The sequence below is a fragment of the Planctomyces sp. SH-PL14 genome (assembly GCF_001610835.1).
Classification (GTDB): domain Bacteria; phylum Planctomycetota; class Planctomycetia; order Planctomycetales; family Planctomycetaceae; genus Planctomyces_A.
The window spans coordinates 2875901-2889832 of the sequence record NZ_CP011270.1 but is presented as its reverse complement, the minus strand read 5'-3'; the positions used below and the strand labels follow the sequence as shown (position 1 = coordinate 2889832).

The window sequence follows — 13932 nt, the reverse complement described above, 5'->3', positions numbered from 1 at the left end:
CCGCGAGTCCCGCCGGATCTCTTTCACGAGGGGAAAGACCGGGCCCGCGGGGCGGTACGCCACCGTTCAGACAATCACTCCGCTCTGCGGGGGTCAGTTTGTCGCGGCCGCGTTAAGCGATTGCGTCGCGATCTGCGAAGAATGTCAGCGAGAACGGCCTGAAGCTCGAACCGCGTCCTGGCCGGCGCGGCTGTGCCACCTCAAGACCAATGTGCGACGGCAGCCTGGGGTCAAGGGGGCCTCGCCCCCTTGCCGCCGGAGGCACTTCAATGAGGAACCGTGGGACACAGCGGATGTCCCCTTTGTGGTACCGGCGTTGAAGACTCACCGCCCGCTCTGGAATCCCCGCGGGTTGATGTGGGGGCATCCGGCACGCTGTCCGCGCCTGGACACGCTCTCCTTCAGACATCTCTCGACGGCCAGGCCTCCGGCGGGCAAGAGGGCGTTGCCCCCTTGCATCCCCCACCAGGGTCCCCCTGGACCCGGTTGGAGTGCGCCTCGCTTGAATCGCCACTTACCCCTGACGGATCTCTTCCGCCGTCATCGGCTTCGCCAGACGAGCTCCCAGCTGCGAAACCACCCGCGCCGCCGCACGCGACGCCAGATGACCCGCCTGCTTCCAGCTCAACCCATTCGTAATGCCGTACAGAATCGCCCCGGCATACATGTCCCCCGCACCCGTCGTATCCACCGCCTTGCAGGACACCCCTTCAATCGGAATCACCTGCCGCTCATGCATCAGGATCGAACCGTCACCACCCAGCGTCAGTGCCACATTCTCCGCATGCCGGTGAATCTCCTGAGCACAATCCACCGGATCCAGCTTCCCCGTCAGCGCCCGCGCCTCTTCCAGGTTGCAGAAGAGCAGATCGACCGGACCCTCGATCAGCTTCCAGAACTCGTCCCGGTGATACTGAATCAGGAACGGATCCGACACCGTCAGCGCCACCTTCACGCCATGCCGCTTCGCGAGCTCGATCGTCCGATACGCCGCCTGCCGGGTCGGCTCCCCCGCAAAGAGATAGCCTTCCACATAGACGTACTTGGACGACTGGATCTGCTTCTCGGAAACGTCGTCCGGAGTGAGCGTCGAAGCGACCGACAGGTTCGTCAGCATCGTCCGCTGCGCGTCCTCGGTGATGAGGATCACGCTCGTCCCGGTCTGGCCGTCGACCGGCTCCACCGCCGTCGCCACGCCGACCGCATCCATATCCTTCAGATAGAACTGACCGATCTCGTCGCGGGCGACCTTACCGCCGAAGGCCCCCTTCCCGCCGAACTGCGCCAGGCCGATGATCGTGTTCGCCGCCGAGCCCCCGGCGCACCGGCTGATCTTCGCACCGAGAATGTGGTGCAGGACCTTCTTCTGCGTCTCCAGCTCGACGAGGGTCATCATCCCCTTGGCGAACTTCAGCTCTTCCAACACGGAGTCGCTGACGTGGGCCTGAATGTCCAGAAGAGCGTTGCCGATGGCGTAGACGTCGAACATGAGCGGGTCGGGATCGAATGACTGCGGGAACGAGGCGGAATCACGGAGCTCCTTGGCCGACATCGACCGGCCTCCAGGGACCGCGCGGCGGTCACCCTCAGGCCGGCTGGAGAGCTCCACAAAGCCGAGAGCGTACTGTCCTGCGATACCGAGTCGAAGCGTGACTCTCGCAAATCCCGAGCGAATGGGCCGGAAATCCGCGGACCTCAAGAGGAACCGTCACGTCGCCAGCAGGCAACGTGACGTTCTCGATCCCCTGTTCCCACGTCCCCGGTCAGTTCCGCCTACCGACCGCTTCCCGCGGGAACGATCGCCGGAAGAGCCGAGCTGCGGTAGCTGCCCGGGGTGGTGGCTCCAGACGACCGGCTCGACGAGGAGCTGTAGTTCGACGGCGGCGGATTGGAACCGGGATAGCGTTCCGGAATCACCGTCCCCGCCTGGTACTCGTTCTGGAGCGGCTGATACTGCGAAGGAGCTTCGACGCCACGGTCGTAGTCCTTGGCCCGGTACGACGACTCATCCGCCATCCGCGAAGGGTACGCCGGCGGGACGATCGACTGGTTCCCCCACGTCTGAATCATCTGATCGGCCGGAGCCGCCATGTTGGGGTCGAGCATCCGCTGCTGCGACGCCGGGGACGGAACGGCATTCGAGGGAGTGCGGCTGATGATCTGCTGGTTCTGCTGCTCCATCCGGAAGGCGCGGGCCCGCTCGGCCTCGTAGGTCTGGAGGGAATCGACCGGCGGGAGCGACGTGGGGGCGGCCGCACCGGACGGCGGTGCGCCGGCGGGGTTCACACCATTGAACGGCGAGCCGGCGGCGAACTGGTTCGTAGTCCGGTAGTTTGCCGAGGGCGCCGGGGTCTGCTGTCCGAGCTGGTTCGTCTGCTGGCGGTAGAGGTCCCACGTCGACTCGACGTCCGGATGGCCCGCCTGCCGGAGGTCCGGAACCTGGAGATTCGTCGGAAGGATCCGCCCGGGAGCGGACGCCTGAGCGCCGTTCCAGAGCTGCTGCGGTGCCTGGAGTCCATCGGGAGCTCCGTTCATCGCCGGTGGAGGCGAGGCGGGCATCGTCAGGGGAGCGGCGGGAGGAGCCCCAAAACCCTGTCCACGAGGATCGGTGCCGGACATCATACCGCCCGGCATGGCGGCCCCGGGCATGGCAGCGCCCGGCATCGTGGGCCAGGTCATCGAGCCGGCGTTCGGGGGAGCGTTCAAGGCGGCGCCCCGCGCGGCGGCGGCTTCACTGCCCGGATGGGACGGGGACTGGAACAGCGGGCCGGGGCCCACCCCGAGACCGGTCATGGCGGCCTGCCTCTTGGCCTGCTCGAGGTCGCCGGCCGACTGCAATCCGGCCTGGGGAGCCATGTTGCCCCCCTGCTGCATCATCATCGCCGCGGCCGCCGCGCCGTTCGGATTCGGCGCGAAGAGGGCGGGAGCCGCCCCGAGATTGGAACCCGGCCCGACCGGACCGGGCGGGGTGGCGCCGAACTGCGGCGGGTTGAACGAAGCCGGACCGACACCGGGAGGGACGGCCCCGGGCACATTCGCGGCGTACGGGCTCACGCCCGGCGGCGGCGAACCCTGCGGGAAAGCGGGCATCTGCGGCCCGGCGGACATCGCCGGGTTGAGCGTGTTCGGAACCAGAGGGGCATCCTGTCCCCACGGAGCATTGGCTCCTCCCTGGGCGGCAGCATAGGCCGCTCCCTGAGCCGAGGCCTGCTGGATGTTCTGCCCCGGCATCGGAACGCCGCTGCCGAAGCCTTCGGGGCCGGGATAGGCGTTCATCCCGCCGGCGGGCGCGGCCGCCGACTGGGCCCCCTGGGGCGTGCGGGCCCCATAGGCGTTGACCGCCGGCTGTCCCTGCTGCGGGAACTGGGGCGTCTGCTGGAATCCCGCGCCGGCGTCATAGTACGGCGGCTGCGACGGTCGGCCCTGCGGCGGTTGACCCGCTGCCCCATGGGGAGCGGACGGCTGCGCGGGGTAGCCGGCGGCGTAGCTCGTCGGCTGCGAGGGAGCGGCGTGGGGTGAGCCGGCACCGGGGGTCCAGCTCTGGGCGTTCGCCGGGACTTCGAGATGGCCGAGCTGCTGGATCGCTCCACCCGGATGATAGGTCTGCTGCGATTCCGGGTAGACGGTCGCCTGGTGCGGCACCGGCTGGATGCCGTTGGCATCGAGATAGACCGGACCGTTCGGACGGGCGGTCGCGGAGCCGGAGCGTTCGAGGTCGGCCAGGTTCTGCTTGACGTCGGCGTAGGGATCGCGGCCGCGGTAGTCCCGCGGATCGACGCCGGTCTGGCGGATCTGCTGCTGCCGGTTGCGGGTGTCGCGGTCGCGGACCGCGGTCTGCCGCGCCTCTTCCATCCGGGCCTGGACCTCTTCCCAACTTCCCGGAGGAGCGGCGGACGCGCCCGCCGGTTTCTTCTGCTCGGCGCTCGCCAGGGCGATGTCGGACGAGGGGGTGGATGCCTGGGCCATCGCCTGCCGGATTTCGCCGTCGTTCATGACGCGGCGGAACGTGCTTTCGGCGAGTTCCGTCTTCCCCTGCCTGGCGTACGTCATCCCCAGGTTGCGGGTCGCCAGCGAATTGGAGGGATCGATCGACAGCGCCTGCTGCAGGAGCTTTTCGCTTTCGGGGTAGCGGTTCTGGAGGTAGTACGAGTACCCCAGGTCGGCGACGTAGGTCCCATTGCCGGGGTCGGCCGCCATCGCCTTCTTGTAGTGTTCCTCGGCGGCGGGATATCGCTTCTGGAGATCGAGGCAGACCGCCAGTCCGTGATGGGCTTCCGCGCTCTTCTGGTCGACCAGCAGGGCCCGCTCGAAGCTCTTTTCCGCCTCCTGCAGATGAGACGGCCTGCTCGAGTCCTTGTAGTACGCCTGAAGCTGCTCCCGCCCCTTCTTGGTGAAGGTCTCCACACCGGCAGCGGCGTCTCCCTTCTTGTTGAAGGGGATCAGTCCTTTACCCGCAGACGCATCCGCCATCGCTTCCGCGCCGGGCGGCTTCCGCATGCCGAGCATCCAGCCGGAGCTCTGGCATCCAGTCAGCAGGAGAGCCGTTCCGATCGCAACTCGCGGGAACGCTTTCAACATGGCACACCTGGGGGAGGGCGTCGCGGTTCGGAGGGGACAAGGAGGGGTGTCGCTCGGACCCGCCGGGAGGGCGGGACGGAAGGACGCTGGAGGGGGGGAGGAACCGGACGTGACCAAACGTGGGTCGGCACGGAACGGCCGACGAAGGGTGCGGCTTTATAGGGCGACGATTTGCGCGCTGTCGAGACGGCCTCCCGGCCCCTGCATTGAAAGCAGGCGGAATTGCCGAATTCCTGCAACTTTTACAAATCCTTGCGGCGTCTGGAGAAACGATCACGAAGCGGGGAATTGCCGTATCTTCTTGCGGCGTCAGCATCTGTTGCGGTAGAGTCCCCCCGCACACGAACCGGCAGAAATTGCGGCATAGCGTTCGCAAATCGCCGGATCGGCCCTCCGCACGGAACGCGGCGCGCCGAACGATCACCCGGTTGCAGCGGTTCGAATCGACTCGAACTGGTCCTGGGGATCGCCGCCACTCCCCCCTTTGGCTCTTACTGGAACGCGATTCGATGCGCATGGATGCGACCGCCCGCAGCTGGCTGTCTGTACTCTTGGTGTTCGGGTTCGCCACCTCCGTGTGGGGGGGAACCTATTCCACTCGCAATTTCGTCGTCACCGCACCGACGGACGAGATCGCCGAGAAGGTGGCCAAGACAGCCGAGTACTACCGCAAGTCCCTTGCCATCGAGTGGCTCGGCCAGGAGTTTCCGCCCTGGCGGGAATCGTGCCGGATCTCGGTCAAGGTGGGGCAGCTCGGCGCCGGCGGGGCCACGACGTTCACGTTCGACCGGGGCGAAGTCTTCGGCTGGAACATGAACGTGCAGGGGACGCTCGAGCGGGTCCTCGACTCCGTCATCCCTCACGAGGTCAACCACACGATCTTCGCGACGCATTTCCGCCGCCCGCTTCCCCGCTGGGCGGACGAAGGAGCGGCGAGCCTGTGCGAGCATGAGTCGGAGCGGATGCGGCAGATCGCCCTTCTCAACGACGTGATCCAGAAGAACCAGCGGATCCCGCTCGCCGAGCTGTTCGACATCGCCGAGTATCCCAAGGACATGCGGAAGACGCTGACTCTCTACGCCGAGGGGTACTCGCTGGCCGAGTTCCTGGTGCAGCAGAAGGGGAAGACGGGCCGGGCGACCTATTTGCAATTCCTACAAGACGCCCATCAGCACGGCTGGGAACAGGCGACCCGGCAGCACTACGGCTACCGCGGCGTCGCTGAGCTCGAAGGGAAGTGGCAGGGCTGGGTCATGGCGGGAAGCCCGCCGATCCGGACGCAGGAGGATCCGCAGCTCGCGATCTCGGTGCCGGCCCGCCGGGCCCAGCCGCTCATGAGCGAGCCGGACGCGATCGTCCGCGGCCAGACCCCGCTCGAGCTTCCGCCACTCCCGATGATTCCCCGCCGCGTCCGGGAATCGCTGCTCGGAGGCCTCGACGCTCCGGAGCCGGCTGGCCGAGCCCGCGTGGCGATGCAGGCGGAGTAGTGGGGAGTTCTTAGTTGTCAGTCGTCAGTTTTCAGCCGGAGAACATCCGGCCGACTGGCGGCTGCGGGCTGATTCCGAAGTCGTCTTATGCTGGACCGCAGCCTGCTGACTCGACTTGGCCGGCCGTTCGGCTTTCAGGCCGACGAACTGCGGTGGATCCGTTCGTCGCAGAACCACGTTTATGAATGCGGTTCTCCGGACGATCCCGCGGTGCTGCGGGTGTCCTCCGGCCGCAGCCGGACGCTGGCGGAGGTCGAAGCGGAGCTGGATTGGATCGAGAACCTGGCCCGCCAGGACGTGCCGGTCTGCCGGGCTCGACTCTCGAGCGAGGGCCAACGCTGTCACGTCGTTTCGATCGACGGCAAAGACTATCTCGTCGTCTGCTTCGACAGGGCTCCCGGCCGAGCGGTCGAGATCGCGGATCTCACTCCGGAGTTCCACGCCCGCCTCGGAGAAGTGACCGCGCGGCTGCACGCGGCGGTGTTCGACGACCGGACGGCGGCGGCGGACTCCACTTCGGCCCGCGCACCGTGGCACGCGTCGCGGCTGCTGAACGGCGATATCGAGCGGTACACAGCCGCGTCCGTCGGAGGCTTTCGCGCAGCGGCTCGCTCCCTCGTGGCGAGGTTGGCGCCGCAGGTTGAGCACCGGCTGGGGCTGCTGCACGCCGACATCTCGTTCTCGAACGTCTTCGTCGACGACGGACGGCTGACCCTCTTCGACTTCGACAACTGCGAGCACGGGCCGATCGAGCAGGATTTCGCCACGATCCTGTACGACTCCATCTACTGCCGGCTCCTGAACCGGGTCCCGGCCGACGAGCTCGCTGCGCGGATCGGAGAGCGCTGGGACGCCTTCCTGGCCGGCTATCGCGGCGTTCGGCCGCACGTCGAAATCGACGCCGATCTCCTGCGGCAGTTCCTGATCCTGCGGGAAGCGATCATCTACACGCACTACTGCCGGACGGTCGACCTCGCCGCCGTTCGCGAGTCCTTCCGGGAGGGGATGGACGAGATGCGGAGAAACGTCGAAGCGGGGGCCACGCCGGTCCTCGATGTGACTGCGTGATTTGATGAAGCCTGACTCTGCTCTCCCTCCTATCCGTGTTTATCTGTGTTCATCTGTGGCTGAAAACTCTTAAGCCACAGATGAACACAGATGCACACAGATCAAGGCAGAACGGTCAGTGGCCTCCGACTTGTCACGGCGTTTCGACGAGGCGGATCCGGCGGTATTCCATCTGGCCGCGATCCCCTTCGAGGCCGATCGGGCCGGTCTCCGGAAGCGCGTAGGCCGCTTCCAAGACTTCGCCGTTGCAGGTGCAGTGAGCGGTCTTGTCCTTCACCACAACCACAAGCTCGTTCCAGTCCTGCGGCCGGTACTTCGTCAGCATCTTGTAGGGGCCGGCCAGCGGGTAGTCGCGGCACTGGAGCTGCGGCTTGCGGATGAAGACGCCGCTATCGGCGTTCGGCGTGGCGCGGAACTCGAGCTTGAGCGTGAAGTCTTTGGGGAACTCCTGCTTGGTCCAGAGCTGCTGGATGCGGCGGCCTTCCGGCGGGGTCGTGACGATCAGCCGGCCGTGCTTGGCGACGTATCGGCCGTCGGAGCTGGCGGTCTTGCCGTCGAACGTTTCGCCGGCGGCGAGGGTCTTCGGTTCGCGGAAGCCCCAGCCGGTGAGATCCTTGCCGTTGAACAGCCGGATCGCGCCCGGCTCGTACTCGAAGTCGTCGTCGGTCGTTTCGAGGAAGTCGAGGGTCGCGAGGATCGGGCGGAGGGAGGCAGCCCACTTGGCGTAGCCGGCGGCATTCGGGTGGAGCAGGTCCGGGAACTCTTCCTTCTTGGCGTCTCCTTTGTCGTCGGCAAAGAGGGCGTAGGTGTCGATGACCGTGACCTGGGGGTCCCCCTTCACGGCGGCGGCGTAGAGGGTGTTGATCGCCTTGATCTTGTCGGCGGGGCGTTTCTTTGTTTCCGAACTGGGGAAGACGAGGCAGAGAACGATCGGCATCTTGTCGTTGTGGCTCTTGAGTTCGGCCACGATCCGCTTGAGGTTGCCGGCGATCTGTTCGGGGGTGGCCTGTTCTTCGAGGTCGTTTGTTCCCATCAGCATGACGACGCCGGTGGGGTTGAGGGAGAGGACGTCGTCCTTCAGGCGGATGAGCATGCCGCGGGTGGTGTCGCCGCTGATGCCGCGGTTGGCGACTTTGACGCCGGGGAAGCTGTTGCCGAGGTTGTCGCCCCAGCCCTGGGTGATGGAGTCGCCGAGGAAGACGAGGGCTTTCTGGTCTTCCTGGACTCGTTTGGCCCAGGCGGTGCGTTTCTGGGTCCAGAGGTTTTTAAACCAGTCGTAGCGGCGGATGGGACCTTCGCCGGGGAGTCCGTCGTCCGTGGCGGGGAGTTCGATTTTGGTTGCGGGTTTGTCCTGGGCGTAAGCAGCCGGGAACGACGCGCAAGTGAGGGAGAGAGAGAGGAGGAGAGTGCGGCCGAAGCGAGATGTTCTGTTCATGGTGGGCGATCGTGGCCGATCGCATCGGAAGTTACCAGTGTGCAAAGTGGCAGTCAGCCAATACCGGGTCCAGGGGCACCCTGGTGGGGAGTGCAGAGGGGCAACGCCCCTTTGCCCGCCGGAGGCCTTCTCGTCGAGAGATGTCTGAAGGAGATCGTGTCCAAACGCGAACACTGTGCCGGATACCCCCTCACCAACCCGCGGAGATTCCAGAGCGAGCGGGGAGTCCTCAACGTCGGTTCCACAAAGTGGTCGTCCGTTGCTTACCACGGTTCCTCATGGAAGCGCCTCCGGCGGCAAGGGGTCGAAACCCCTTGACCCCAGGCTGCCGTAGCAAGTTGGGTTTGAGGTGGCACAGCCGCGCCGGCGAGAAGACGCATTGGGCGCGGCAAGAGACGGAATCTCGAAGTCTCCCGCCCCTCCGCAAGATCGACCGTTCTTCCCGATTCCCCCGCTTGGAGACTCATCCCACCCACCGCGACGCGCTACTATTCCCCGAATCCGACCGACCCGCTCAGACCGCCGGCCATGCCCTCGATCTACAACTCCCTGTTCCTCCCCGAACTCGTGATGATGATCGAGGAGCACGACGACTTCGGCATGGCGGAGTTCTGCAACGCCCTCCACCCCGGCGTCATCGCCGAAGTCATGGAAGGCTGGGACCCCGCCAAAACCTGGGACGTCCTCAAACACTCCACCCCCGTACGCGAAGCCGAGATCTTCGAGTTCTTCTCGCTCCCCTACCAGGAAGACCTCGTCAAATCCGTCGACCAGGAACACCTCTCCAAAGTCATTGAGCAGATGTCGGCGGACGACCGCGTCGACCTTCTCGACCGCCTCGACGACGCCTTCGTCGAAACACTCCTGCCGCTCGTCGCCCAGCCCGCCCGCAACGACATCCGCCGCCTCCTCTCCTACCCGGAAGGAAGCGCGGGGTCGATCATGACGACCGACTACGCCTCGCTCCCCGCCAACATCACGGTCATCGAGGCGATGGACCTCCTCCGCGAACAGGCACCGCACAGCGAAACCATCTACTACATCTACATCACCGACAAGGAACGCCACCTCATCGGCTTCCTGACGCTCCGCCGCCTGCTCCAGGCCAAGGCGGGGGCGATCCTGTCGGACATCATGGACACGCGGGTCATCTCCGTCCGGGTCGACGACGACCAGGAGTTCGTCGCCCAGGAGATGTCGAAGTACGGCTTCATCGCCATCCCGGTCGTCGACAACCACAACAAGCTCGTCGGGATCGTGACCCACGACGACGCGACGGAGGTCACCGTCGAAGAGGCGACCGAGGACGCCCACCGACTCGGGGCCGTGGCGCCTCTCGAAGACAGCTACCTCGATACGCCGTTCTTCACGCTCGCCTGGAAACGGGGGATCTGGCTGGTGATCCTGATGTTCGCGTCGTGCCTGACGGCGCACGTCATCAACCTGTTCGAGCCCGGGGCGCACGGGAACTGGATGGTGCTGTTCCTGCCCCTCGTCCTCGCCAGCGGGGGGAACGCCGGGTCGCAGTCGGCAACGCTCGTCGTGCGGGCCATCAGCCAGAACGAGACGGAAGGTCACATCCAGCAGATCGCCTGGCGGGAGTTCCGCATCGGACTCCTGCTGGGGAGCACGCTGGCCTCGATTGCCTTCCTGGCGGGGATGCTGCTTCTGGGGAGCATCAAGCAGTCGAGCGTGATCGGGATGACCGTGCTGATGGTCGTCACGATGGGGACGCTGACCGGATCGATGCTGCCGCTCGGACTGCGGAAGATGGGCGCCGATCCGGCGATCATGTCGAACCCGCTGATTGCCTCGCTGAGCGATATCGGCGGGGTGGTGATCTACTACAACATCGCCCGCAGCCTGGTCGGCGCGGCGGTGAAGGTGGCCGGCGTACCGCTGGACCTGGCGACCGTCACGGGATGGCTTTGAGTGGCGGGCATACTTGACCAACGCGCAACGTGATCGCAGCCGCGGGAGGGCGAAGCTCCTGCTGAGCCGCGAAGGTTCTCAGCGATGTGCAGTTCGAGAGTTCCTTTGCATCGCCGCGGCTCGGCCGGAGCCTCGCCCTCCCACACGTCGCTCTCCGCCCTCACACCGCCGGAAACCGGCGACGCTCCGCTATCGCCGCGCCCTGGACGCCGATAGGATGAATCGGTTCCCGCCGATGGATTCTCCTGCCGTTCTTCCCGCCTCCGAACGAACGCCATGCCGCGATCCCGCTTGCCTGTGCCCGGGCTCCTGTTGTCCCTAGTCGCCCTCCTCCTCGTGGCCAGTTCGCTTCTGGCCGCGGAGCCGAAGGGAGCCGTCGCGCCGGATCATGTTGAGCGGGTCAAGCAGGGGACGGCCCTCTTCAAGAGCACGGTCCGGGCGATCCTGGTCAAGGAATGCCTCGACTGCCACGGCGGGAAGTCGGTCAAAGCGGACTTCGATCTCTCGACACGGGAGAAACTCGAAGAGAGCGGGATGCTGGGCGAGACCGCTGAGGACAGCCATCTCTACGCGGTTGTCGCCCGGACGGCTGAGCCCTTCATGCCCCTGCAGAAAGACAAGCTGCCGGAGGAGCAGCTGAAGGCCCTCAAGAAGTGGATCGAGCTCGGGGCGCCTTATGACAAGCCGCTGACCGACGGGCCGGTCGCGGCACCGAAGGAGATGGTCGTCACCGATGCGGACCGCCAGTTCTGGTCGTTCCGTCCGCTCGCGGCACCGGCAATCCCCGCGGTGCGGAATGAGACCTGGTGCCGGACGCCGATCGACCGGTTTATTGCCGCGGCGCAGGAGGCGAAGGGGCTTCACGGAAACGCAGCCGCTTCGCGCCGCGTCCTGATCCGCCGGGCGTACTTCGACCTCCTCGGGCTTCCGCCGACGCCGGATCAGGTCGACCGGTTCGTGAACGATCCCGATCCGGCGGCGTATGAAAAACTCGTCGACCGGCTGCTGGAATCAGAGCACTACGGCGAACGCTGGGCGCGGCACTGGATGGACGTGGCCCGCTATGCGGAGTCGCACGGGTATGAGCAGGACTACGACCGCAACACGGCTTACCACTACCGCAACTTCTTGATCAAAGCCTTCAATCAGGACATGCCGTACCCGCAGTTCGTGAAGTGGCAGCTGGCGGGAGACGAACTGGCGCCGAACGACCAGCTGGCGATGATGGCGACGGGATTCATCGGGGCGGGGGCATTCCCGACGCAGCTGACCGAGGCGGAGTTTGAGTCCGCCCGCTACGACGAGCTGGACGACATCGTGGCCACGACCGGCGTTGCGTTCCTGGGGCTGTCAATCGGCTGTGCCCGGTGCCACGACCACAAGTTTGATCCGATCCCCGCCCGCGACTACTACCGGCTGGCTTCGGCCTTCACGACCGCGATCCGGAGCGAGGTCGACATGGACCTCGAACCGGCCGCCAACGCGGAGCGGCTGCGGCAGTTCACGCTCCGCAGGGAGGAGCTCGAGAAGGAGGTCCGGGACTACGAGGCGGCGAAGCTGCCGGACGAGTTCCGGCAGTGGCTGACGACGTTTGATCCGCAGCAGGCGCTCGGTCCGTGGGACCTGCTGGCCGCTCCGCAGGTCTCGGCCGCGAAGAAGAGCGCCTACGCCCTCCAGGGGGATGGGGCGTTCCTCGCTTCCGGGAACGCCCCCGCGACCGAGACGGTCACCATCACCGGGGAGACGCGGCTGCCGAACGTGACGGCTCTCCGTCTGGAGGCCCTGACGCACGACTCGCTTCCGCAGAAGGGGCCGGGCAGGGCCGGGAACGGGAACTTTGTCCTGAGCGAAATCACGGTCACCGCCGCTCCGCTCTCGGGGACCGGGGAACCGGTGCCGGTCCGGCTCAAGAGCGCCCGGGCGACGCATCAGCAGAACATGGGAGACCTGTCGGTCGCGGCATCGCTCGATCCCGCGGACGGAACAGGGTGGGCGGTCGATGCTGGCGGGATCGGGAGGGATCAGGCGGCCGTGTTCGAGTTCGAGACGCCGGTCGCCCTTGCCGAAGGAGCGCGGCTGACCGTCGTCCTCAAGATGACGCATCCCAATCCGAAGCACTCGCTCGGACGGTTCCGTTTGTCGGTGTCCTCGCAGGCGAGCCCGGATCTGGTGGTCGGCGGGACGACGCTCGATCCGGCGATCCGGGAGGCCCTCGTTGCATTGAAAGCGAATCCGGACCCGGCCAGTGGCGCGTGGCCGACCGGGCTGGCGTGGTTCCGGGCGAAGAGCCCCGAGTGGGCGAAGCGGACCGCCGCTGTCAAGGAGCTCACCGACAAGGGTTCCGGAGTTCAGCTCACGAAGGTTCTCGTGACGACTGAGGGGCGGCCGCACCTGCCGCACCATGCCGACGGCCGCGGGTTCCCGCACTTCTATCCGGAGACCTACGTCCTCAAGCGTGGGGATGTGAATCAGAAGGGGGACGCGGCTTCGCTGGGCTTCCTGCAGGTCTTGATGCCGCAGGGGGCGGAGCCGGCGGCGTGGGCCGTCTCACCGCCGGAAGGTTGGAAGCAGACGTCGTTCCGCCGGGCGTCGCTCGCGCACTGGATCACGGATCCGGACCGCGGAGCGGGGAACCTGGCCGCGCGGGTTGTGGTCAACCGGTTGTGGCAGCATCACTTTGGCCGGGGGCTGGTGGCGACACCGAACGACTTTGGGATCCAGGGGGAGAAGCCGTCGCATCCCGAGCTGCTGGAGTGGCTGGCGGGCGATCTGGTCCGGAACGGCTGGACGCTGAAGCGGCTGCACAAGCTGATGATGACGAGTCAGGTTTACATGCAGGACGGCGCGTTCGACGAGGCGCGGGCGAGCGTGGACCGGGAGAACGTTCTGCACTGGCGGCGGGCGCCGCAGCGGCTGGAGGCGGAGCCGATCCGGGATGCGATGCTGGCGGTCTCGGGGCTCTTGGATCCGACGATGTATGCGGCGGGGACGCTCGATCAGGGGATGCGGCGGCGGAGCGTGTATTTCCAGATCAAGCGGAGCGGGCTGATCCCCGTGATGATGCTCTTCGACTGGCCGGAGCACCTGGTCAGCATTGGGCAGCGGCCGACGACGACGATTGCTCCGCAGGCGCTGATGTTCCTCAACAGTCCGCAGGGGCGGGAGTATTCGGAGGCGTTTGCGAGGCAGATGCAGCGGGAGAGTCCGGAGGCGACGGTAACTGCGGGATACCGGCTGGCGTTTGGTCGGGAGCCGAATGAGGCGGAGCGGCGGGCGGCGGTGGGGTTCTTTGAGTCGCAGAGCCGGCGGTATGCGGACGCGGGGCGGAGTGATGGAGAGGTGGTGGCGCGGACGGATCTGGCGCAGGCGATCTTTAGTCTGAACGAGTTCGTCTACATCGACTGATCCGCGTTCTTGCCGGCGCGACATCCA

General features: G+C 66.3%; 7 protein-coding genes. 4 read left to right on the top strand and 3 right to left on the bottom strand.

The genetic code is table 11. The features are described 5' to 3' along the window. Window positions 1-514: 514 nt before the first annotated feature. Complete coding sequence (locus tag VT03_RS11280; RefSeq protein ID WP_075097057.1) at window positions 515-1489, bottom strand: adenosine kinase; 975 nt, start codon at window positions 1487-1489, stop codon at window positions 515-517. A gap of 284 nt (window positions 1490-1773) precedes the next feature. Continuing rightward, complete coding sequence (locus VT03_RS11275) at window positions 1774-4578, bottom strand: tetratricopeptide repeat protein (RefSeq protein WP_075093076.1); 2805 nt, start codon at window positions 4576-4578, stop codon at window positions 1774-1776. Window positions 4579-5087: 509 nt separating this feature from the next. Here VT03_RS11275 and VT03_RS11270 point away from each other — a divergent pair. Together VT03_RS11270 and VT03_RS11265 are read left to right on the top strand one after the other, a co-directional pair. Next, window positions 5088-6065 (top strand): hypothetical protein, encoded by a 978-nt coding sequence (locus tag VT03_RS11270; RefSeq protein WP_075093075.1) that lies wholly within the window; start codon window positions 5088-5090, stop codon window positions 6063-6065. Window positions 6066-6152: 87 nt separating this feature from the next. Further along, window positions 6153-7133, top strand: a complete 981-nt coding sequence (locus tag VT03_RS11265; protein ID WP_075093074.1) for a phosphotransferase enzyme family protein — start codon at window positions 6153-6155, stop codon at window positions 7131-7133. A 133-nt stretch (window positions 7134-7266) separates the two neighbouring features. On the opposite strand, the gene VT03_RS11260 is transcribed toward VT03_RS11265, so the two are convergent. Continuing rightward, entirely contained in the window at window positions 7267-8568 is a 1302-nt protein-coding gene (locus tag VT03_RS11260) for a GDSL-type esterase/lipase family protein (protein WP_075093073.1), read from the bottom strand. 528 nt (window positions 8569-9096) lie between these two features. Here VT03_RS11260 and mgtE point away from each other — a divergent pair. Then, entirely contained in the window at window positions 9097-10500 is a 1404-nt protein-coding gene (gene mgtE / locus VT03_RS11255) for a magnesium transporter (protein WP_231870644.1), read from the top strand. Window positions 10501-10776: 276 nt separating this feature from the next. Next, on the top strand, window positions 10777-13905 hold the full coding sequence (locus VT03_RS11250) for a DUF1549 domain-containing protein (RefSeq protein WP_075093072.1): 3129 nt from the start codon (window positions 10777-10779) through the stop codon (window positions 13903-13905). Window positions 13906-13932: the final 27 nt, after the last annotated feature.